At 70.3% G+C, this 21,194-nt stretch carries 16 protein-coding genes and 1 pseudogene; 6 read left to right on the top strand and 11 right to left on the bottom strand.

Going from position 1 to position 21,194, the window contains the following annotated elements; all coding sequences use genetic code 11:
* The first annotated feature begins 172 nt into the window (after nucleotides 1-172).
* Nucleotides 173-1,456 (top strand): cell division protein PerM, encoded by a 1,284-nt coding sequence (locus V6U86_RS15835; RefSeq protein WP_334503785.1) that lies wholly within the window; start codon nucleotides 173-175, stop codon nucleotides 1,454-1,456.
* Nucleotides 1,457-1,516: 60 nt separating this feature from the next.
* On the opposite strand, the gene V6U86_RS15830 is transcribed toward V6U86_RS15835, so the two are convergent.
* Nucleotides 1,517-2,071, bottom strand: coding sequence for a DUF4190 domain-containing protein (locus V6U86_RS15830; protein WP_334503783.1), 555 nt, complete (start codon nucleotides 2,069-2,071; stop codon nucleotides 1,517-1,519).
* A gap of 289 nt (nucleotides 2,072-2,360) precedes the next feature.
* Between V6U86_RS15830 and purN the strand changes: the two genes are divergently transcribed.
* Both purN and purH read left to right on the top strand, forming a co-directional pair.
* Nucleotides 2,361-2,981, top strand: coding sequence for a phosphoribosylglycinamide formyltransferase (purN, locus tag V6U86_RS15825; RefSeq protein WP_334503781.1), 621 nt, complete (start codon nucleotides 2,361-2,363; stop codon nucleotides 2,979-2,981).
* Entirely contained in the window at nucleotides 2,978-4,549 is a 1,572-nt protein-coding gene (purH, locus tag V6U86_RS15820) for a bifunctional phosphoribosylaminoimidazolecarboxamide formyltransferase/IMP cyclohydrolase (protein WP_334503778.1), read from the top strand. Before purN ends, purH begins: the two co-directional genes overlap by 4 nt.
* Before the next feature lie 152 nt (nucleotides 4,550-4,701).
* On the opposite strand, the gene V6U86_RS15815 is transcribed toward purH, so the two are convergent.
* The 5 genes from V6U86_RS15815 to V6U86_RS15795 form a co-directional block, all read right to left on the bottom strand.
* A complete protein-coding gene (locus tag V6U86_RS15815) occupies nucleotides 4,702-5,736 on the bottom strand; it encodes an ABC transporter ATP-binding protein (protein WP_334503776.1) in 1,035 nt (344 codons plus the stop codon).
* Nucleotides 5,717-6,748 carry an ABC transporter ATP-binding protein gene (locus tag V6U86_RS15810; protein WP_334503774.1) on the bottom strand — a complete coding sequence of 344 codons (1,032 nt, stop codon included), beginning with the start codon at nucleotides 6,746-6,748 and terminating at the stop codon, nucleotides 5,717-5,719. Before V6U86_RS15810 ends, V6U86_RS15815 begins: the two co-directional genes overlap by 20 nt.
* 70 nt (nucleotides 6,749-6,818) lie before the next feature.
* Nucleotides 6,819-7,775, bottom strand: coding sequence for an ABC transporter permease (locus V6U86_RS15805; RefSeq protein WP_334503772.1), 957 nt, complete (start codon nucleotides 7,773-7,775; stop codon nucleotides 6,819-6,821).
* A gap of 6 nt (nucleotides 7,776-7,781) precedes the next feature.
* Nucleotides 7,782-8,720: an ABC transporter permease gene (locus tag V6U86_RS15800; protein WP_334503770.1), complete on the bottom strand. Its 939-nt coding sequence runs from the start codon at nucleotides 8,718-8,720 to the stop codon at nucleotides 7,782-7,784.
* 197 nt (nucleotides 8,721-8,917) lie between these two features.
* Nucleotides 8,918-10,519 carry a peptide ABC transporter substrate-binding protein gene (locus tag V6U86_RS15795; protein WP_334503767.1) on the bottom strand — a complete coding sequence of 534 codons (1,602 nt, stop codon included), beginning with the start codon at nucleotides 10,517-10,519 and terminating at the stop codon, nucleotides 8,918-8,920.
* 483 nt (nucleotides 10,520-11,002) lie between these two features.
* Here V6U86_RS15795 and V6U86_RS15790 point away from each other — a divergent pair, with 483 nt between their 5' ends.
* Together V6U86_RS15790 and V6U86_RS15785 are read left to right on the top strand one after the other, a co-directional pair.
* Nucleotides 11,003-11,863 carry a bifunctional methylenetetrahydrofolate dehydrogenase/methenyltetrahydrofolate cyclohydrolase gene (locus V6U86_RS15790; protein ID WP_334503765.1) on the top strand — a complete coding sequence of 287 codons (861 nt, stop codon included), beginning with the start codon at nucleotides 11,003-11,005 and terminating at the stop codon, nucleotides 11,861-11,863.
* Between the two features lie 126 nt (nucleotides 11,864-11,989).
* The gene (locus V6U86_RS15785; RefSeq protein ID WP_334503762.1) at nucleotides 11,990-12,940 is read left to right on the top strand and encodes a malate dehydrogenase; all 951 of its coding nucleotides are present in this window, start codon (nucleotides 11,990-11,992) and stop codon (nucleotides 12,938-12,940) included.
* Nucleotides 12,941-13,436: 496 nt separating this feature from the next.
* Here V6U86_RS15785 and V6U86_RS15780 read toward each other — a convergent pair.
* Nucleotides 13,437-14,228 (bottom strand): annotated as a pseudogene (locus V6U86_RS15780) (MBL fold metallo-hydrolase); the annotation flags it as partial.
* Nucleotides 14,229-14,365: 137 nt separating this feature from the next.
* Here V6U86_RS15780 and V6U86_RS15775 point away from each other — a divergent pair.
* Nucleotides 14,366-15,583: an NADP-dependent isocitrate dehydrogenase gene (locus V6U86_RS15775; protein WP_124773753.1), complete on the top strand. Its 1,218-nt coding sequence runs from the start codon at nucleotides 14,366-14,368 to the stop codon at nucleotides 15,581-15,583.
* A 315-nt stretch (nucleotides 15,584-15,898) separates the two neighbouring features.
* On the opposite strand, the gene galT is transcribed toward V6U86_RS15775, so the two are convergent.
* The 4 genes from galT to V6U86_RS15755 all read right to left on the bottom strand — a co-directional run bounded on the left by galT (nucleotide 15,899) and on the right by V6U86_RS15755 (nucleotide 21,041).
* Nucleotides 15,899-16,975, bottom strand: a complete 1,077-nt coding sequence (gene galT, locus V6U86_RS15770; protein ID WP_334503757.1) for a galactose-1-phosphate uridylyltransferase — start codon at nucleotides 16,973-16,975, stop codon at nucleotides 15,899-15,901.
* Between the two features lie 12 nt (nucleotides 16,976-16,987).
* A complete protein-coding gene (locus V6U86_RS15765; RefSeq protein WP_334503755.1) occupies nucleotides 16,988-17,797 on the bottom strand; it encodes a DeoR/GlpR family DNA-binding transcription regulator in 810 nt (269 codons plus the stop codon).
* 111 nt (nucleotides 17,798-17,908) lie between these two features.
* The gene (cysC, locus tag V6U86_RS15760) at nucleotides 17,909-19,438 is read right to left on the bottom strand and encodes an adenylyl-sulfate kinase (protein ID WP_334503753.1); all 1,530 of its coding nucleotides are present in this window, start codon (nucleotides 19,436-19,438) and stop codon (nucleotides 17,909-17,911) included.
* An 88-nt stretch (nucleotides 19,439-19,526) separates the two neighbouring features.
* Nucleotides 19,527-21,041, bottom strand: a complete 1,515-nt coding sequence (locus V6U86_RS15755) for a glycosyltransferase family 2 protein (RefSeq protein WP_334503752.1) — start codon at nucleotides 21,039-21,041, stop codon at nucleotides 19,527-19,529.
* Between the last annotated feature and the right edge of the window lie 153 nt (nucleotides 21,042-21,194).

The following is a 21,194-nucleotide window of genomic DNA, read 5'->3' as shown; positions in this document are numbered from 1 at the left end:
TGCCGGCCCGGACGGCGACTGGCGGACCCGTCCCGGGTGGCGGCGACTCGCGCCCCCTCTGGGCCGAGGCTAGACCGGCCCGGGTGGGCAGGACGCGGGTTCGGTGAACTCGTCGTCCTTAGGAGGGGTTAACGGACTGCCACCGCCCGCGCGACGTGCCAGAGTAGAGCTGATGTCCCCCGTCACCCCTGACCGTCCCAGCCGTCCCGGCGGTGTGAGCGCCAACGACCGGCCGGTCGACCGTGCCGCATCGGCCCGGCGGGTGCCCGCGCCCCGCGCGGGTGGGTCGCCGCGCGGGCGTGCGCCGCTGCCCGTCGCCGCCGGGGTGGCCGCCTGCGGGGCCGCCCTCACCTCGTACCTGCCGGTCGCCGTCGTGCTCGGGTTGGTGCAGCTCGGCGCGGACTCCACCACCCTGACCGGCACCCTGCGCACCGCGCTGGCCGGCTGGCTGCTCGGGCACGGCGTGCCACTGCACACCGAGTCCGGTCCGCTCGGGCTCGCCCCGCTCGCGCTGAGCGTGCTCGCGCTCTGGCGGCTGACCCGCGCCGGCGTGCACGTCAGCCGTGCGATCGGCGCTCGCGACACCCGCTCACCGCGCCGGGCACTGCTCGCCGCGGCTGCGGTCGGCATCGCGTACGCGCTGCTCGGCGTGCTCGCGGCGGTGCTGGTCGGCACCGGCGGGCCGGATGTGTCAGTGATCCGGGCGGGTGTCACGTTCGCGGCGGTCGGCGCCCTTGCCGCGCTGGTCGGCGCGGTCCGGATCACTGCCGTGACCCGGCTGCTCATCGTGTGGCTGCCGGGCCCGGTGCGCGACGGCGTGCGCACCGGCCTGGTGGCCGGGCTGCTGTTGCTCGGCGCGGGCGCGGGCGCAGCCGGCCTGGCGGTGGCCACCGGTGGCGGCGACGCGGCCGACATGATCGGGGCGTACCGGACCGGGGTCGCCGGGCAGGCCGGCATCACCCTGGTCAGCGTCGCGTACGCGCCCAACGCCGCGGTCTGGTCGACCAGTTACCTGCTCGGGCCGGGCTTCGCGGTCGGAACCGACACCGCGGTCCGCACCAGCGAGGTGTCGGTCGGTGCGCTGCCGGCCGTGCCGCTGCTCGCTGGCCTGCCGCGCGGCCCGGTGGACGGCTTCGGCGCTCTGCTGCTCGCGGTGCCGGTGCTGGCCGGGATGGTCGCCGGCTGGCTGCTCGCCCGTCGGGTGGCTCGACTTGCCGGGCCGGAGCGGGCTGCGCAGCGCTGGGCCGAGTTGTTGGCCCCGGCGGCGCTGGCCGGGCCGGTGGCCGGGGTGGTGCTCGGTGCGGCGGCCGCGGTCTCCGGTGGGCCGCTTGGTGCCGGTCGGTTGACGCAGGTCGGGCCGGTGGGTTGGCAGGTCGGGGCGGTGGCGGCCGGTGTCATCGCGGCCGGCGCACTCCTCGGTGCCGCAGCCACCCGGGTGCTGACCCGTCGGTCCTAGACCTAGACGAGCGCGGGGCGCCCCGGGTGAACCCGGAGCGCCCCGTTGAATCCGAGCCCGTCAGGGCTGGGTGGGCAGGTTGACCTGCGCCACGACGCTCAGGATGAGCAGCAGGATGCCCAGCCCGACGCCGACCGCGCCGCAGATCAGACCGGCCTTGGCCTGGCCGGCGTTGTTGGCCTGCCCCTGGGCCACCTTCTGCTTGGCGAGGTAGCCGGTCACGATGGCGGCGATGCCGACCGGGATGCCCAGGTACAGGCAGCAGAGCAGCGGGATCGACGCGATACCGAGGATCATCGACACCAGGCCGAGGGTGTTGTTCTGCCCCTGCGCCTGCGGGTACCCGGCGTTCGGGTAGGTCGGGCCGGCGGTGTACGAGGGCTGCTGCTGGGCGTACGGGTCCTGGTACGGCGACTGCTGGCCGTACGGCTGCCCCGAGGTGGGCTGCTGACCGTACGGGGCCTGCGGTGCGGCGTACGGATCCTGCGACGGCTGGCCGTACGGCTGGCCGGAGGTGGGCTGCTGGCCGTACGGGGCGGCCGGCGGCGGGGGAGCGGTCGGGTCCTGGTTGGGCTGCTGGCCGTACGGGTCCTGACCGGGGTTACCGGGCTGCATTCGAGAAGCTCCTTGCAGTGGGTTCTGTCAGTTGGTGCTCTTTGTTTCCATCCATGATCGCGGTCAGTCCTCCTAAAGCCCAGTAGAGCAGCGGGAGGACATGTCCGCCAAAGCACGTGAACTGCAACATATCGACCGCTTCACGTGCCCGATCAGCGGCGGTGTGTGGGCCGCTGCGATGTTCGGCCCGAGCGAGCGGCAGCGTACCGGGTCGATGCACCTGTGCACGCCGAAGATCGGCGTGCCGCCCAGCCGAAGGGCGCCGCTGACCTGCCGATAGGGTGGCCCGGTGACCGAGCCTGCGTCTGTCGCCCGCATCGTCGTCCTCATCTCCGGCTCCGGGAGCAACCTTCAGTCGCTGCTGGATGCCGCCGCCGACCCCGCGTACGGCGCACAGGTCGTCGCGGTCGGCGCGGACCGCGACGGCATCGCGGGCCTGGACCGGGCCGACGCGGCGGGGGTGCCGACGTTCGTCGAGCGGGTCCGCGACCACGACACCCGGGAAGACTGGGACCGCGCGCTCACCGCGCACGTCGCGAAGCACCAACCCGACCTGGTCATCTCCGCCGGTTTCCTCAAGCTGGTCGGCCCGCACTTCCTCGCCGCCTTCGGCGACCGCTACCTGAACACCCACAACACGCTGCTGCCGGCGTTCCCCGGCATCCACGGCCCGCGTGACGCCCTCGCCTACGGCGTGAAGCTCACCGGAGCCACCCTCTTCTTCGTCGACGCCGGCATGGACACCGGGCCGATCGTCGCGCAGGTCGCGGTGCCGGTGCTGGACGACGACGACGTGGACGCGCTCACCGAGCGCATCAAGGAAGCTGAGCGGCGCCAGCTCGTCGAGCAGGTCGGTCGCCTGGTCCGCGAAGGCTGGACCATCACCGGAAGGAAGGTCACGGTTCCGTGAGTCCCACTCAGGACGGGCGCCGCCCGATCAGGCGGGCGCTGGTCAGCGTCTACGACAAGACCGGGTTGGTCGAGCTGGCTCAGGCCCTGCACGCGGCCGGTGTGGAGATCGTCTCCACCGGCAGCACGGCGGGCACCATCGCCGCCGCCGGGGTGCCGGTGACGCCGGTGGAGACGGTGACCGGGTTCCCCGAGGTGCTCGACGGCCGGGTGAAGACCCTGCACCCGAAGGTGCACGCGGGTCTCCTCGCGGACCTGCGGAAGGACACCCACGTCACGCAGCTCGACGAGCTGGGCGTGGCGGCGTTCGACCTGCTGGTCTCCAACCTCTACCCGTTCCAGGCGACCGTCGCGTCCGGCGCGGGCGTCGAGGAGTGCGTGGAGCAGATCGACATCGGTGGCCCGGCCATGGTGCGGGCCGCCGCCAAGAACCACGCCTCGGTCGCCGTGCTCACCGACCCGGCCGGTTACCCGGCGCTGATCGGCGCGCTCAGCGAGGGTGGCTTCACCCTGGCCCAGCGTCGCGCGCTGGCTGCCCGGGCGTTCGCCGACATCGCCGAGTACGACGTCGCGGTGGCCCAGTGGTGCGCCCAGGAGCTGGCCCCGGCCGACGACTGGTGGCCGCAGTTCGCGGGGCTGACGCTGCGCAAGTCGACAGCGCTGCGCTACGGCGAGAACCCGCACCAGCCGGCCGCGCTCTACACCGACCCGAACGCCCCGGCGGGGCTGGCCCAGGCCGAGCAGTTGCACGGCAAGGAGATGTCGTACAACAACTACGTCGACGCGGACGCCGCCTGGCGGGCCGCCAACGACTTCGCCGACCAGCCGGCGGTGGCCATCATCAAGCACGCCAACCCGTGCGGCATCGCTGTCGGCGCGGACGTGGCCGAGGCGCACCGTAAGGCGCACGCCTGCGACCCGGTGTCGGCATACGGTGGTGTGATCGCTGTCAACCAGCCGGTATCGGTCGAGCTGGCCCGGCAGGTCGCCGACATCTTCACCGAGGTGGTGGTCGCCCCCGGCTTCGACGAGGGCGCGGTCGAGGTGCTGCAGGGCAAGAAGAACATCCGGCTGCTGCGGGCACCGGCCTGGACGCCGGCGCTGGTGGAGTTGCGGTCGGTGACCGGTGGCGTGCTGGCCCAGGTCGCCGACCGGGTGAACGCCCCCGGCGACGACCCGGCGACCTGGCAGTTGGCGACCGGCGAGGCCGCCGACGAGGAGCTGCTGCGGGACCTCGCGTTCGCGTGGCGGGCGGTCCGCGCGGTGAAGAGCAACGCGATCCTGCTCGCCAAGGACGGTGCCACCGTCGGGGTCGGCATGGGGCAGGTCAACCGGGTCGACTCGGCGCAGCTCGCGGTCACCCGCGCCGGTGCCGACCGCGCCCGGGGGTCGGTCGCCGCCTCGGACGCGTTCTTCCCGTTCGCCGACGGCCCGCAGATCCTGATCGACGCCGGGGTCCGCGCCATCGTGCAGCCGGGCGGCTCGATCCGCGACGAAGAGGTCATCGAAGCGGCAAAGAAGGCCAACGTGACGATGTACCTGACCGGAACCCGCCACTTCTTCCACTGACCCACCGCCGGGGCCGCGAAATCCGGTCGATCATGAAGTTATTGCCCTGCGCGTCGGCGTGTCAGGGCAATAACTTCATGATCAACGGCCAGGGCCGGTCCGGGGCCGGCCCCGGCCGGGGTGGGCCGGGGTCAGGCCGGGGTGGGGCGGGGTCAGGCCGGGGTGGGGCGGAGTTCGGCGAAGTGGCAGGCGGACGGGTGGGGGTCCGCTGCCCGGGGGACCGTCTGCGGGTCCTCCACGGCGCAGATGTCCTGGGCCTTCCAGCAGCGGGTCCGGAAGTGGCACCCGCTCGGCGGGTCGGCCGGGCTGGGCACATCGCCGACCAGCCGGATCATGTTGCGCTGGTCGCGGGCCTCCGGGTCCGGCACCGGCACCGCAGAGAGCAGAGCCTGGGTGTACGGGTGGGTGGCCCGCTCGTAGATCTCGTCCTCGGTGCCGATCTCGACGATCCGGCCGAGATACATCACCGCGACGCGGTCGGCGATGTGCCGTACCACGGACAGGTCGTGCGCGATGAAGATGTACGAGAGCCCGAGCTCGCCCTGTAGCTGCTTGAGCAGGTTGATCACCTGGGCCTGGATGGAGACGTCCAGCGCCGACACCGGCTCGTCGCAGACGATCACCTCGGGCTTCAACGCGAGCGCGCGGGCGATGCCGATGCGCTGACGCTGACCGCCGGAGAACTGGTGCGGGTACCGGTTGATGTGCTCCGGGTTGAGCCCGACCAGGTCCAACAGCTCCTGGACCCGCTTCTGCTTGCTGCCCTTCGGCGCCGCGTCCGGGTGGATGTCGAACGGCTCGCCGATGATGTCGCCGACGGTCATCCGCGGGTTCAGCGAGGTGTACGGGTCCTGCATCACCATCTGCATGTTGCGGCGCAACCGGCGCAGCGCGCCTCCGGAAGCCTTGAACAGATCCTTGCCCTCCAGGGTGGCGCGTCCGGAGGTGGGCGTCTCCAGCCGCATCAGCAGCCGGGCGAGGGTGGACTTGCCGCAGCCGGACTCGCCGACCACGCCGAGCGTCTCGCCCCGACGCAGCTCGAAGCTCACCCCGTCGACGGCCTTCACCGCCCCGATCTGACGCTGGAACAGCACGCCCTGAGTGATCGGGAAATGCTTCACCAGGTTGTCGACGGAGAGGATGGTCTCGCCGCGGACCTTGGTGGGGTTAGCGGGCGACGCTGTCATCACGGACCTCCTGCGCGAAGTGGCAAGCGCTGGTCCGGCCGTCGCCAAGGACCAGGTCGTGCGGAAACTCGTCCACGCAGACCTGCTGCGCGTACGGGCACCGGGGGTGGAACGGGCAGCCGGACGGGATGCGCATCAGGTTCGGCGGCAACCCCTTGATCGTCGACAGTTCCTGGCCGCGGACGTCCAGGCGCGGGATCGACTCCAACAACCCCTTGGTGTACGGGTGGGCGGGCGCCTTGTAGAGCGAGCGCACGTCGGCGTGCTCGACGATCCGGCCGGCGTACATGACCGCGATCCGGTCCGCGACACCGGCGACCACACCCAGGTCGTGGGTGATCAGGATCATCGCCATGTTGAGTTCCCGGCGCAGGTCGGCCAGCAGGTCCATGATCTGGGCCTGCACTGTCACGTCGAGTGCGGTGGTGGGCTCGTCGGCGATCAGCACCTTCGGATCCAGGGCCAACGCCATGGCGATCATGACGCGCTGACGCATACCACCGGAGAACTGGTGCGGGTAGTCACCGATCCGCTTGGCGGCACCCGGGATCTTGACCAGATCCATCAGCTCGATGGCCCGACGTCGAGCGTCGGCTCGGGACATTCCGGCGCGCTGGCGCAGCGTCTCACCGATCTGCCAACCCACCGGAAAGACCGGGTTGAGGGCGGAGAGCGCGTCCTGGAAGATCATCGCGATCTCCTTGCCGCGTACCTGCCGGCGCTGCTCCTCGGAGCGGGTGAGCAGGTCCTTACCCTGGTAGAGGATCTGGCCGGAGCGGACGAACGCGGGCGGGCTGTCCAGGATGCCCATGATCGCCTGGGCGGTGACCGACTTGCCCGAGCCGGATTCGCCGAGCACGGCCAGGGTCTCGCCGGCGTCCAGGTGGTACGACACGCCGTTGAGCACCCGGGCGACACCCTCGTTGGTGCGGAACTCGACGTGCAGGTCCCGCAAGTCCAGCAGGTGACCGCCCTCGGGTGTGGCGGAGGCGGGCGTGGGTTGAACCGTCATGACTGTGCCTGCCTTTCGCTCGCGACTGCGGGGCTCGTTTCGCTCACTCCTCGCGCTGGCATGGAGGTTCTCACCGCAGCTTCGGGTCGAAGGCGTCACGAATCGCGTCGCCGAGCATGATGAACGCCAGCACGGTCAGTGCCAGGAAGGCCGACGGGACGATCAACGGGGTGGCGGCCTCCCGCATGTGGATCCGGCCGGTGTCGATGTCCTGGCCCCACGAGATGGTGGGCGCCTTCAGGCCGATGCCCAGGAAGGAGAGGGTCGCCTCGGTCGCGATGAACGAGCCGAGCGCGATGGTCAGCACGACGATCGCCGGGGCCAGCGAGTTCGGCAGGATGTGCCGCCACATGATCCGGCTGTTGCCGGCGCCGAGCATCCGGGCCGCGGCGACGTAGTCCTGCTCCTTGGCGGTGATCACCGAGGAGCGGACCACCCGGGCGGCGGTGGTCCAGCCGAGGAGAGCCAGCACGAAGACGACAGCGCCGACCCGAGCCCACTGGTTGTCACTGGACACCCGCTTGAGCAGCACGATCGCGGCCAGCAGCAGCGGGATGCCGAGCACCACGTCGATCACCCGGGAGAGCACCGCGTCGACCCAGCGGCCGAAGTAACCGGCCAACATGCCGACCACCAGCGCGATGATTCCGGTGCCGAACGCGGCCAGCGCGCCGACCAGCAGCGAAGCCCGGGTGCCGTAGACCGCCCGCGAGTACGTGTCGCAGCCCTGGAAGTCGTACCCGAAGATCGCGCCGCCGGACGGCCCGGCGTGCTGCCGGGAGAGCACGCAGTCGTTCGGGTCGTTCGCGGTGAACACCCCGGGGAGCAGCGCCATCAGGGTGAAGATGACGACCAGCGCCAGCGAGATCCAGAAGATCGGGTTGCGGCGCAGGTCGCGCCAGGCGTCCCCGGCCAGGCTGCGCGGCTTGTTCGCGGCGCCGATCTGGTTGGGTGTGCCCGGTTCGCCCGAGGGGCCACGTCGCGCGGCCTGGTTCTCGGTGGCCGCCACAGTCTCAAAGTCGCTCATGCCTGCTCACTCATAGCGGATCCTCGGGTCGAGTACGGCGTACAGGACGTCCACCACCAGGTTCGAGACCAGGTAGACCACGACGAGCACGCTGACGATGCCCACCACCAGGGGGCCGTCCTCGGTGCGGATGCCGCGGAAGAGGTTGAAGCCCACGCCGGGGATGTTGAAGACGCCCTCGGTGATGATCGCGCCGCTCATCAGGTTGCCCAGTTCCACACCGAGGAAGGTGACCACCGGGATCAGTGAGTTGCGCAGCACGTGGACGATGACGATGCGCCGCTTGACGAGGCCCTTGGACCGGGCGGTCCGGACGTAGTCGGCGCGCAGGTTCTCCGCCACCGAGGCCCGGGTGAGGCGTAGGGCGGTGGCCAGCGACAGCGAGCCGAGCACGATGCCCGGCAGCAGCAGCGCGTAGAACGTCGGGTCGGAGCCGGCGGTGGGCGGGAAGAGCTGCCACTTGACGCCCAGGAAATACTGCGCCAGCGGCGCCAGCACGATGGTCGGGACGCCCAGCACCAGCAGGGTCAGCACCAGCGTCGAGTTGTCGAAGATGCTGGCCCGGCGGATGCCGGCGAGAACCCCGGCGGTGACGCCGAAGATGATCGCCACTGCGAGCGCGATGAGCGCGAGCCGCACGGTGACCGGCCAGGCCTGCTGGAGGATGTCACCGATGCTCCGACCGGTGAGTGACTCGCCCAGGTTGCCCTGGAGCAGGTTCTTCACGTAGTCGAAGTAGCGGTAGAAGAAGCCGCCGACGCCCGTGGCGTCCAGGTGGTACTTCTCGGTCAGGTAGGCCCGTTGGGCTGGCGTGACCGGCCGTTCGCCGGCGAGCGCCTGGATGGGGTCGCCCTGCCCGGCGAATGTCAGCGCGTAGACGATCAGGGTGGTCCCGAAGAACGCCAGGACCATCTGCAGTAGGCGCCGCAGGATGTAGCGGAACATGCTTAGCAGTCTCTCCGGAAATGTGCGAAAGGGTCGCAGGACGGCATCTCTGGTCGTACCCGAAATATCCGAGACGTGCCGTCCGGCCCGGGGGAGCCGGCACCACCGACGCCGGGCGCGCTGCTGCGGCCCGGCCCCGGTGGTGCGGTCCGGGCCACCCGGGCGTCGTCGCCCAGGTGGCCCGCACCATGGTCAGCTCAGCTGGCTGCTTCGATCTTGACGAGGTTGACCCGCTGGAACAGGTCCATCTCCACGTTCTTGACCTTGGACGAGGTGCCGAACACGTTCTCGCCGAAGCGGAGCGGGATCACCGGCATGTCCTTGGCCAGGATGTCCTCCGCCTGCTGGTACTTGGCGATCGCCTCTTCCTGCGTCTTGGCAGCGGAACCCTCCTTGACCAGCCGGTCGAAGTCCGGGTTGCTGTAGCCGTAATAGTTCGACGAGCCGTTCGTGGTGTACAGCGGGCCGAGGTAGTCCTCCATGGTCGGGTAGTCCATGACCCAGGCCATCCGGAACATACCCACCGGCGTCTTCTTCTCGACCTTGGTCAGCAGGTCGGCGAACTTCGGCTCGGCCGAACCGACGGCGTCGACACCCAGATTGGCCTTGAGCTGGTTGACCGTGGCGTCGACCCAGTCCTTGTGACCGCCGTCGCCGTTGTAGGAGATGACGATCTTCGACGGACCACCGGCGGCCTGGTAGAGCTTCTTGGCCTCGGTCGGGTTGAACTCGGCGGCCTTGCCCGCGGTGTTGTCCCGGTAGCCCGGCAGGACCGGCGAGACAAAGGAGCGCGCCGGCGTCTGCGAGCCCTTGAAGACCGACTTGGTGATCTCGTCACGGTCGATCGCCATCGAGATGGCCTTACGCACGTCCGGGTTGCTGTAGTCCTTGTCGAACGTCGGGAACGCCAGGAACTGGAACGACGACATCGGGCTGGTCTTGTACCGGTCGCCCAGGTCGCTCGGCGCGGTGCTCAGGCTCTCGGACGGGATCGTGGGCAGCACATCCAGGTTGTCCGCCAGGACGTCCGCGTAGGCCGCGGTCAGCTGCTGGTAGATCCGGAACTCGATGTTCTTGACCTTGGGCTTCTCGCCCGGGTACGCGTCGTAGCGCTCGACGTCGATCTTGCTGTCGTGCTGCCAGGTGCCCTTCATCTTGAAGGGGCCCTGCCCGATCGGCGCCTGCTCGTAGGAGTCCTTGAGCACGCCCGGGGCCGAGAACGCGGCGTCCGGCATCGGGTAGAACGCGGTGTAGCCGAGCACCGTCTTGAAGTCGATGTACGGGTCGGACAGCGTCACGGTGAAGGTGAGGTCGTCGACCTTCTTCAGACCGGACATCTCCTTGGCCTTCGGCGCCTTGCCCTGCAGGTCGGCGTAACCAGCGATCTTCTCGAAGAAGTAGTTGCTGTCCTGACCGTTGGGGGCGTACGCGCCGTAGTTCCAGGCGTTGATGTAGTTGTCGGACTTGGCCTTCTCACCGTTGTGGAAGGTGAAGCCGTCCTTGAGCTTGATCGTCCAGACCTTGTTGTCGGACGAGGTCACCGACTGCGCTGCGACCTCGTACGGCTTGTTCTGGGCGTCGTAGTCGACGAGCGGGCTGAACAGGCCGGTGAGCACCTGCGCCCCGGACGTCTCGGTGGTGTTGGTGGGAACCAGGTGCTTCGGCTCGGCGATCTGGATGCTGACCGCCGAACTGTTGCTGCCGCCGGATCCACCGTCTCCGCCGCTGCCGCAGGCCGCGAGGCCCAGCGTCACCGCGAGCGGGAGGGCGGTCCAGGCGGCGAGTCTACGAACTCGCATTGAGCCTCCTCATCTCCTCACGCTGCGCAGTCAGGCCCGACGCTGGGTTTACGCTGCGCAACAAGCGGTAACGGTAGGTCGGCGGCGAGCCTTCGACAACGACGCGGTCGCGGATGGGTAACGGTCTGGGGTCGCTTCAGTTGTCGCAGACGAGAAGTGCTGCTACCCCAAACCGGACTTGTCGGCATACCCTGCGAATATCTGGTTGAGTGATGGGCTGATTGAGCCCGGCTGGATGGGCTTGATGCCGCCTGGGTTGGGAGTCGGGTTTCCGCAGTGCCGGCGCGGTCTGTCCGGTCTGCCTGTGATCGAATCCACGAATGGTGACCGAGGGTGACTAGCAACACGTCACACACGGTCACTCTGGCGGCGACCGGCTCAACTCGGCCCGGCCGTTCGGCGAGCGGCGCCCGCCAGTGGCGGCGGACGGCCCTGAGCTGAGGTCATCCGAACCGTGGGGGCCCGCCGTGAGACGATCTGGTCGTGACGGCGACGCTTCTGGACGGCAAGGCAACCGCAGCGGAGATCAAGGACGAGCTGCGCATACGGGTGAAGGCGCTCGCGGAACGCGGCATCATCCCCGGGCTCGGCACGGTCCTGGTCGGGGCGGATCCGGGCAGCCAGGCGTACGTCAACGGCAAGCACCGCGACTGCGCCGAGGTGGGCATCGCCTCGATCCGCCGCGAACTGCCGGCCGACGCCATCCAGCAGCAGGTCGACGACGTGTTGGCCGAGTTGAACGCCGACCCGGCGTGCCACGGCTACATCGTCCAGTTGCCGCTGCCGGCCCACCTCGACACCCAGCGCGTGCTGGAGCTGATCGACCCGGACAAGGACGCCGACGGCCTGCACCCGGTCAACCTGGGTCGGCTGGTGCTCGGCTACGACGGCCCGCTGCCGTGCACCCCGCGCGGCATCGTCGAGCTGCTCCGCCGACACGACGTGGCGCTGCGCGGGGCCACCGTCGCGGTGGTCGGTCGGGGCAACACCGTCGGCCGTCCGCTCGGCCTCCTGCTCACCAGGCGCAGCGAGAACGCCACTGTCACCCTGTGCCACACCGGCACCCTGGACCTCGCCTCGCACACCCGCGCCGCCGACATCGTCATCGTCGCGGCCGGCGTGCCGGGTCTGCTCACCGCCGACATGATCAATCCGGGTGCGGTGGTGGTGGATGTCGGCATCACCCGCGTGATCGGCGCCGACGGCAAGGGCCGCTACACCGGCGACGTGGACCCGGAGGTGGTGGAGACGGCCGGCGCGCTGGTCCCCATGCCCGGCGGCGTGGGCCCGATGACCCGGGCCATGCTGCTCACCAACGTCGTGGAGCGCGCCGAACGCGGCTGAAGCGTGCGCCGGCGACACCGGTGACGTTCGCCCCATCCCGGCGATGGCCGCCGCCCCTGGCCTGATCGGTGCCAGGATGACTGATACGGTCCGGAAAACCGACTGGTATCAGGGAGTGGGACGACCATGGGTAAGAAGGTCACTGTCGTCGGGGCTGGCTTCTACGGCTCCACCACCGCACAGCGCCTGGCCGAGTACGACGTCTTCGACACCGTAGTGATCACCGACATCGTGGAAGGTAAGCCCGCGGGTCTCGCGCTCGACCTCAACCAGTCCCGCGCCATCGAGGGCTTCGAGACCAAGGTCGTCGGCGTGACGACCGGCCCCAACGGTGAGGGCTACGAGGGCATCGAGGGCTCCGACGTCGTCGTGATCACCGCTGGTCTGCCGCGGAAGCCCGGCATGAGCCGGATGGACCTGCTGGAGACCAACGCCAAGATCGTCCGTCAGGTCGCCGAGAACGTCGCCAAGTACGCCCCGAACGCCGTCGTCATCGTGGTCTCCAACCCGCTGGACGAGATGACCGCGCTGGCCCAGCTCGCCACCCAGTTCCCGAAGAACCGGGTGCTCGGCCAGGCCGGCATGCTCGACACCGCCCGGTTCAGCAACTTCGTCGCCGAGGCGCTGAACGTGCCGGTTGCGTCGGTACGCACGCTGACCCTGGGCTCGCACGGCGACACCATGGTCCCGGTGCCGTCGAAGAGCACCGTCAACGGCAAGCCGCTGCGTGACGTGATGCCGGCCGAGCAGATCGAGGAACTGGTCGTCAAGACCCGTAACGGTGGCGCGGAGGTCGTCGCGCTGCTGAAGACCGGCTCGGCGTACTACGCCCCGTCCGCCGCGGCTGCCCGGATGGCGAAGGCTGTGGCCGAGGACTCCGGCGACGTCATGCCGGTCTGCGCCTGGGTCGACGGCGAGTACGGCATCTCCGGTGTCTACCTGGGTGTCGAGGCCCAGATCGGCGCCGAGGGCGTCAAGCGGGTCGTCGAGACCGACCTGGACGCCGACGAGCGCGCCAGCCTCCTGGAGGCCGCCGAGGCCGTCCGCGCCAAGCAGGCCGACATCTCCAGCATGTAGTTCCCCCGAACCACAGCATCAGCGAAGGGCGCGCCGGCAAACCCGGCGCGCCCTTCGCCGTCCATCCCCACCGTCCATCCCCGCCGTCCATCCCCGCCGTCCATCCCCGCCGTTCGCCAGTTGATCAAGAGGTTTGCGTCAGGAACCGCGGCCCTGGTGACGCGAACCTCTTGATCACGAGGATGGGGTGGGTGGCGAGGGAGGGCGTCGGTTGGTGGGTCGGCGGACGGGGTGGGCGCAGCGTCGGTGATGTTGCGCGGATCTTCCATCGAGATCGTGCTCGATCCTGGTTGTAGTGGTCTCCCGGGCTCGCGTTACCCCTCTATCCAGGATCGAGGGGCTTGCTCGACCGCTCCGATGGGTGATCCCTTCGCGGCACCCCTTCGATCATGAAGTTATTGCCCTCCGGATCGGCGTGTCGTGGCAATAACTTCATGATCAACGGGCTGTGAGGCCCGGGGGACTGGGGGGCAGGGGGGCGGGGGACTGGGGGGCGGGGGGTGAAGGGGGTTCCGAGGTGGGGGGTGGCCAGGACGGTGGGTGAGTGGGTTTGCAGGGTGGTTCGGCGGGAGGTGCGGGCCTCGTCCGGGTCTTCCTCGTGGGCGTACGCCAGGTCGGGGTCGACGAGTTGCACCATGTGCACCAGCAGGTCGCCGGTGAGCAGCATCCGATCGTCGGCCGAGGTCAGGAGCACCGACTGGTGACCGGGGGTGTGGCCGGGGGTGGGCAGCAGGCGTACCGCCGGGGTGAGAGCGGTCTCGCCGTCGACCACCCGGAGCTGGCCGGCGGCGCGCAGGGGCGCGATGAGGCCGGCCGGTAGCCCAGGGTTGAGCGACTCCGCCGCGTCGATCTCGGCGCGCTGCACCAGGTAGCTCGCGTTCGGAAAGTACGGCCGCCCGGCCGTGCCGGTGACCGCCCACCCGATGTGGTCGCTGTGCAGGTGGGTCAGGACGACAGTGTCGACGTCGGCCGGGTCGATGCCCGCGGCGGCCAACTCGGCGGGCATCCGGCCGGGGACCGGCGCCCAGCTCGCGGCGGGTGAGTCGGCCGGGCCGATCCCGGCGTCGACGAGTGTGACCGGGCCATCGCCAGCGCGGATCGCGAAGCTGCGGAACGGCAGCCACCACCGGCCGTCGGCGGTCACCGCGCCGGGGTCGCGCCGGTCGGCCTCCGCCCAGTGCGCTGCCGTTGCCTGCGGAAACGCATCCGCGCGAGGCTGGAAGAAGGCACCCTCACCGTCGGTGAGCGCGGTGACCGTGATAGACCCGAGGGTGCGGCTCAGTGGCATCGGGCGATGATCCCAGGGCGTTCCTGTTCCGCGTTGTCCGGTTCCGCCGGCCGGCCGAGGCCGGCTGGGGGCTGCCGGCCCAATTGCAGTACGCTCGTACTGCTTGAGCACGTGTCCCCCGAGAGGAGCGCCGGCCGATGGCGAAGATCAAGGTAAACAACCCGGTCGTAGAACTCGACGGCGACGAGATGACCCGGATCATCTGGAAGCAGATCCGGGAGCAGCTGATCCTGCCCTACCTCGACGTCGACCTGCACTACTACGACCTGTCGATCCAGCACCGCGACGAGACCGACGACCAGGTCACGATCGACGCCGCCAACGCCATCAAGGAGCACGGCGTCGGCGTCAAGTGCGCGACCATCACCCCAGACGAGGCCCGGGTCGAGGAGTTCGGCCTGAAGAAGATGTGGCGGTCGCCCAACGGCACCATCCGCAACATCCTCGGCGGCGTCGTCTTCCGTGAGCCGATCATCATGTCCAACGTGCCGCGGCTGGTCCCCGGCTGGACCAAGCCGATCATCATCGGCCGGCACGCCCACGGTGACCAGTACAAGGCCACCGACTTCGTCGTCCCCGGCCCGGGCACGGTGACCATCACCTACACCCCGGCCGACGGCGGCGCGCCGATGGAGATGGAGGTCGCCAACTTCCCCGGCGGCGGCATCGCCATGGGCATGTACAACTACGACGAGTCGATCCGGGACTTCGCCCGGGCGTCTTTCCGGTACGGGCTGGACCGCAACTACCCGGTCTACCTGTCCACCAAGAACACCATCCTCAAGGCGTACGACGGCCGGTTCAAGGACATCTTCGCCGAGGTGTTCGAGACCGAGTTCAAGGCCGAGTTCGCCGCCGCCGGCATCACCTACGAGCACCGGCTCATCGACGACATGGTCGCCGCCGCGCTCAAGTGGGAGGGCGGCTACGTCTGGGCCTGCAAGAACTACGACGGTGACGTGCAGTCCGACACCGTCGCGCAGGGCTTCGGCTCGCTGGGTCTGATGACCTCCGTCCTGCTCTCCCCGGACGGCCGGACCGTCGAGGCCGAGGCCGCGCACGGCACGGTCACCCGGCACTACCGGCAGTACCAGAAGGGCGAGAAGACCTCGACCAACCCGATCGCGTCGATCTACGCCTGGACCCGGGGCCTGGCCCACCGGGGCAAGCTGGACGGCACCCCGGCGGTCACCGAGTTCGCCAACACCCTGGAGCAGGTCATCGTCGACACCGTCGAGGGCGGCCAGATGACCAAGGACCTCGCGCTGCTCATCTCGCGCGACGCCCCGTGGCTGACCACCGACGAGTTCATGAACGCGCTCGACGAGAACCTGGCCCGCAAGATCGCCGCCTGACCCAGGCGTACCGCGTCATCGGAGCCCGCCGGCACTCTGCCGGCGGGCTTCGGCGTGTCCGGCGCCGCCGCGCCGATCGGCGTCACTGCCCCCGGCGCGCCTCGTTGACCAGGATGGACGAGATGCCAGTCGAGTCCAGGAAGGTTGACTTCGGTCGACCCGCGGCACCCGTGCGCCGATCAGCCAGCCTTCCCGGCTGTGCCGTGCACAGCCAGCCGTCCCTTCCCTGCGGGGGGCCCTGTCCCGGGCCCCCCGCGCCCTGTTTCCCACCGCTCGGGCCCGGCCGAGCTCAGACACCTGCCAGAGCAGGCCTGCTCAGGCGGCACGCAGCAGGTCGGCGGCGCGTTCCGGCGCGATGTCGTTGATGAAGACGCCCATCCCGGACTCGGAGCCGGCCAGGTACTTCAGCTTGTCCGGGGCCCGCCGGATGCTGAACAGCTGCAGGTGCAGATAACCCAGCTCGCGATCGATCCGTACCGGTGCCTGATGCCAGGCCGAGATGTACGGCATCGGCATGTCGAACAGGCCGTCGAAGCGGCGCAGCAGATCCAGGTAGAGCGGCCCGAACGAGTCCCGTTCGCTGTCGCTGAGCGCCGGGATGTCCGGCACCACCCGGTGCGGCGCGACGTGCACCTCGAACGGCCACCGGGCCGCCGCCGGGACGAACGCCGTCCAGTGCTCGTTCTCGGCCACCACCCGGTCACCGGTGGCGCGCTCGGCGGCCAGCACGTCCGCGTACAGGTTGCCCCCGCCGGTCCGCTCGGCGTGCCGGCGTGCCGCGGCCAGCATCGCGCGGGTGCGCGGCGTCACGAAGGGGTACGCGTAGATCTGCCCGTGTGGGTGGTGCAGCGTGACACCGATCTCGACGCCGCGGTTCTCGAAGCAGAAGACCTGCTCCACACCGGGTAGGTCGCCGAGCACCTCGGTGCGGTCGGCGAGCGCGTCCAGCACGGTGCGAACCCGGCTCGGCGGCAGGCTCGCGAAGGAGGCGTTGTGGTCGGAGGTGAAGCAGACCACCTCGCACCGGCCGAGGCCCGGCCGGACGGGTGTGAACGGGGTGATCTCCCCGGGCTCCTCGGCCACCCGACCGCTCAGCGACGGGAACCGGTTCTCGAAGACCACCACGTCGTAGTCGGGTGCGGGGATCTCGGTCAGCCGGTCGCCCACCGACGGGTCGAGGGGGCACTCGTTCGCCGGCGGGAGGAAGGTGCGGGTCTGCCGGTGCACGGCGACCGCCACCCACTCGTCGGTCAGCGGGTCGTAGCGCAGCTGGGACGCGGGGGGAGGCGGCGGCAGGTCCCGGCGGTCCGGCTGGTCGCGGACCGCGTCGTCGCGCTCGTCGAAGTAGATCAGCTCCCGGCCGTCGGCCAGGTCGATCGCGGTGCGCTTCACGGCGCTTTCCCCTCAGTTGTCGGCGTGCGCGTCACGCGGCCCGCCCCTTGTTGCCTTCACCATGATCAGTTCGCCCACCCGTTCGCCGAGTACCCGTCGCGCGGGTGGGGGCAACCGGTCGTCGCTGACCAGTACGTGGGCCGCCGCCAGCTCGACGATCGAGGAGATGCCCACCGTGCCCCACTTGGTGTGGTCGGCGAGCACCACCAGTTGGTCCGCCGCGGCCACGAGCGCCCGATCGGTCTCCGCCTCCATGAGGTTCGGGGTGGTGAAGCCGGCCCGCTCGGTGATGCCGTGGACGCCCAGGAAGAGCAGATCCAGGTGCAGCGACCGGACGGCTCCCACCGCGAGTGGACCGACCAGCGCGTCCGACGGTGTGCGTACGCCGCCGGTGAGCACCACCGTCTGGTCCGGGCGGCCGCCGGCGTGCATGATCTCGGCCACCGGCAGCGAGTTGGTCACCACGGTCAGCTCGGGCACGTCCAGCAGGCGGCGGGCCAGCTCGGCCGTGGTGGTGCCCGCGGAGAGCGCGACCGCCGCGCCCGGCCGGACCAGCTGAGCGGCCCGGTCGGCGATGGCCGCCTTCTCCGACAGTTGGCGGACCGACTTGGCGTGGAAGCCCGGCTCGTCGGTCGAGCTCGGCCCGGTCGTGGTGGCACCGCCGTGCACCTTGGCCAGCAGGCCGCGCTCGTGCAGCGCATCCAGGTCACGCCGGATGGTCATGTCGGACACGCCGAACTCGCCTGCCAACTCGCTGACCCGGACGCCGCCGGTCGAGCGGACCCGCTCCAGGATGGCCGCCTGCCGCTGCTGAGCGAGCATCCGCCGTGCCTCCCCGGGGTCCACGTACTCTCACGTGGTCGAACGTGTTCCAACAAAGATGAACACTAGCGCGTGCGGGTCAGCGGTGGAAGGAACGGGTACAGCGACGCCTCAGGTGGACGCGATCGTCAGCTCCACCCAGCCGGTCTCGGTCAGGTGGTGCAGCACGGCCTGCACCGCGTCCGCCACGCTCACGTCGCTGGTGTCGAGAACCAGATCAGCGTCCGTCGGCTCCTCGTACGGGTCGTCGATGCCGGTCATCCCGGTGAGCAGACCGGCCCGCGCTCGCGCGTACAGGCCCTTGCGGTCCCTCCGCTCGCACACCTCCAACGGGGTGGCCACGTGCACCAGCACGAAACCCGCCCCGGCGGCGAGTGCCATCTCCCGGGCGGTGGCGCGGGCCGCGGCGTACGGGGCGATCGGGCAGCAGATGCTCACCCCACGGTGCCGGGCGATCTCGGCGGCCACCCAGCCGATCCGCCGGACGTTGAGATCCCGGTCGGCCTTGCTGAAGCTCAGCCCGGCGGAGAGCTCCCGGCGCACCACGTCGCCGTCGAGCAGGGTCACCGTGCGGTCGCCGCTCTCCCGCAACGCGTCCGCCAGCCCTCGGGCGACCGTCGACTTGCCGGAACCGGAGAGGCCGGTCAGGAAGACCACCAGCCCTCGCTGCCGACGTGGTGGCCGGGCCCGGGCCAACTCCCGTGCCACGGCGGGCGGTGTGTGCCACTCCGGTAGCGGAAAACCCCGGTCGAGCAGGTCGTCGATCTCTGCCTGGGTCAGCGCGAGCCGGCGGTTGCGCGGTGGGATGTCCTCCCGCCAGCGCCACTGCCCGTCGCGGTTGTCGTAGGCGAGCTCGCGCGGCACCAGCACCCGCAGCCCGGCGCCGGAGAGCATCTCCCCGGTGGAGAGCAGGTGGGTGACCCCGTACGCGGCGGAGACCCGGGCGCGCAGCAACGCGTCGCTGATCTCCTCGTTTCGGTGCGACAGCGGCACCGCGACCAGGGTGGCGGGCGGCATCCGGTCCCGGGCGGCGAAGATCGTACGGACCAACGCCTCCGGCGGGAGCCCGCCGACGCCGCCCTCGCCGACCGGGATCATCACGAGCAGATGCGCGGCCAGAGTGCGGGCGGCATGGGCGATCTGGGCGAGCTGCGGACGATGCAGCGGCCGATCGGCGATCACCCCGAGCACCCGGCCCGGGGGCAGCAGCGCGCGGACCTCCTCCGGGGTACGACGCAGTCGCTGGAACGGGCCGTGCCCACCGTCGCCCAGTCGCCGGACCTGGCCGCCCACCCCCGCCACGCCGTCGCGGATCGGCCAGACGTCGGCCACGTCCAGGGCGGCCGCCGGCGCGCCCTCCCCGTCGGTCAGCACGAGCGCCCGGCGGGCCGGGTCGCGCGGGTCGAAGCTCTGTGCCAGTGCGGCCGGCACCTGGAGCACCACCGCGACCTGCCACGGTGTGCCGTCGGCCAGTCGGGCGCGTCGGCTCACCGAGACCAGGTCGGCGCGGGTCATGAAGCCGGTCAGAGGAGCGTACGCACCGGTCAGCAGCAGCTCCAGATCCGCGAGCTCACCGGGACGTGGCGTGTACGCCGGCGCGTCCCGTAGCACCTCGTCGGGCAGCACCCAGCCGTTGCTCATCCACGCTCCCCACTCGCTGACCGGCACACAGTTTCGCAGCCGACCGCCGATCGGTCGAGGGTGCCACTCTAGGACCCCCGCGGGCGGATCAGCGTCTGATCCGCCGGCCTACCGCCGACCGCAGCCGGTTCCACACCTTCCGCTCGTCGCGGATCCGGGGCCGTGAGCCGTCGGCCCGGCAGATGAGCACCAGCGGCAGTCGCGCGTCCTCGGTCCAGCCCACATTGGTGATCCGGGCCTTGAGCAGCCACCTGCCCTTGGTCCGGCCGCCGTTGAGGGCGGCGAAGTCGATGGTGGCGGTGGCCCGGTGCACCAGGTGGACGGTGTCCGCTCCGGTCGTACCGGTGATCCGCTCGGTCTGGAAGGTGTTCGGCAGGAAGATCTCGATGCCGGTCTCCCGGTGGCGGGCCACCAGGTCCAGGCGGGCCTTGCGCACCTGCGCGGTGGCATCGAGCACCTCGGGGGCGATCTCCTCCATCGGGAGTATCAGCACGTCGCGGTCACCGTCGGCGCGGAAGCCGACCGGCTGGTCCGCGGAGCGCAGCTCGGCGGCGACGGTCACCGTGACGGCGTGGTCGGCCTGCCGAAGTTCGTCGATGGTGCCGTGTGCGGCGATGCCCGCCTCCCAGTGGGCGAGTCTGCGCAGGTCCGCGACGCGACCCCGCTCCGCCAGGTACGCCACGGCTCGGAGCAGAGGCGGCAGCCCGCCGGCGACGCCAGGGGCGAAGCGGTCCTGGATGATCTTCTGGGTCTCCAGCGCAACCTGCTCCAGCCATGCCTCGGGGACGTTCAGCAGCCGCTTGCCGCGCAGCTTGCTGAGCATCTCGTTGCGCAGCCAGCGTCGATGCAGCCGGTCCCGCAGCGGGCCCGGCTCGGTGTTGGCGTCCACGACGTCCAGCGCCTCCCGCACGCTGGCGAAGTAGCTCGACGGGTCCAGCGGGCCTGCGGTGACGTTGCGTGCGTCGCCCCGTTGAACGTGGTGGTAGCAGGTGTAGTCGGACAAAACGGAGGTGCGCCGGGACAGGAAGTAGGCCCGGACGACCAGCGAATGGTCCTCCAGCCGACGCTTGCCGCCCTCCGGGAACCGCAGACCGTGCTCGTTGAGGAACGACCGTCGGAACAGCTTGTGGCAGGTCAGGCTGTCGATCAGGGGGGAGTTGCCCAGGGTGGCGTCGAAGCGGTTCTTCCGAAACAGCTCCCGCGGGACGGGGCGCCCGTACCCGGCCATCTTCCCGATCACGATGTCGGCGTCGTTCACCTTTGCGCAGGCGTGCAGCCGCTCCAGCGCCTCGTGGGCGAACCAGTCGTCGTCGTCGGCGAAGAAGACGTACTCGCCGCGGGCCTGCTCGATACCGAGGTTGCGGGGACGCGACGGCCAGCCGGAGTTCTCGATGTGCAGCACAGTGATGTGTGGGTGCTCAGCGGCCAGCCGATCCAGCCGCTCGGCCGTCTCGTCGGTCGAGCCGTCATCGACGAAGATCGTTTCGAATTCGTCGGCGGGCAGTGACTGGCGTAGCAGCGAGGCGACGAGCTTCTCGATGTGCGGGCCGCAGTTGTACGCCGGCACCACGACGCTCACCTTGGGGACGCTGACCTCGGCCATCAGGATTCCTCCCGCGTCATCGGTCGATCACCCGGCGGGTCGCTGCCTGATGAACGAGAGGTGAATGGTGTCACCCCGGATGGGGCTTTCCGGAAGCGGGGTCCGGCCGAACGCAGGACAGGCGAAAACGCCGCGCGGGCCCCGACGCGCACC

This window comes from Micromonospora sp. CPCC 205558, assembly GCF_036902955.1.
In the GTDB taxonomy this organism is placed as follows: domain Bacteria; phylum Actinomycetota; class Actinomycetes; order Mycobacteriales; family Micromonosporaceae; genus Micromonospora.
Note: the sequence above shows the minus strand (reverse complement) of the source record. Positions and strands in the feature narration are given on the sequence as shown.

Coding starts and splice junctions, on each gene's coding strand:
- V6U86_RS15765 (WP_334503755.1), bottom strand. CDS start 17,797: ATGCTCGCTCAGCAGCGGCAGGCGGCCATCCTGGAGCGGGTCCGCTCG.
- cysC (WP_334503753.1), bottom strand. CDS start 19,438: ATGAGCAACGGCTGGGTGCTGCCCGACGAGGTGCTACGGGACGCGCCG.
- V6U86_RS15800 (WP_334503770.1), bottom strand. CDS start 8,720: ATGTTCCGCTACATCCTGCGGCGCCTACTGCAGATGGTCCTGGCGTTC.
- V6U86_RS15805 (WP_334503772.1), bottom strand. CDS start 7,775: ATGAGCGACTTTGAGACTGTGGCGGCCACCGAGAACCAGGCCGCGCGA.
- V6U86_RS15755 (WP_334503752.1), bottom strand. CDS start 21,041: ATGGCCGAGGTCAGCGTCCCCAAGGTGAGCGTCGTGGTGCCGGCGTAC.
- V6U86_RS15835 (WP_334503785.1), top strand. CDS start 173: ATGTCCCCCGTCACCCCTGACCGTCCCAGCCGTCCCGGCGGTGTGAGC.
- V6U86_RS15810 (WP_334503774.1), bottom strand. CDS start 6,748: ATGACGGTTCAACCCACGCCCGCCTCCGCCACACCCGAGGGCGGTCAC.
- V6U86_RS15785 (WP_334503762.1), top strand. CDS start 11,990: ATGGGTAAGAAGGTCACTGTCGTCGGGGCTGGCTTCTACGGCTCCACC.
- V6U86_RS15815 (WP_334503776.1), bottom strand. CDS start 5,736: ATGACAGCGTCGCCCGCTAACCCCACCAAGGTCCGCGGCGAGACCATC.
- V6U86_RS15775 (WP_124773753.1), top strand. CDS start 14,366: ATGGCGAAGATCAAGGTAAACAACCCGGTCGTAGAACTCGACGGCGAC.
- V6U86_RS15830 (WP_334503783.1), bottom strand. CDS start 2,071: ATGCAGCCCGGTAACCCCGGTCAGGACCCGTACGGCCAGCAGCCCAAC.
- V6U86_RS15795 (WP_334503767.1), bottom strand. CDS start 10,519: ATGCGAGTTCGTAGACTCGCCGCCTGGACCGCCCTCCCGCTCGCGGTG.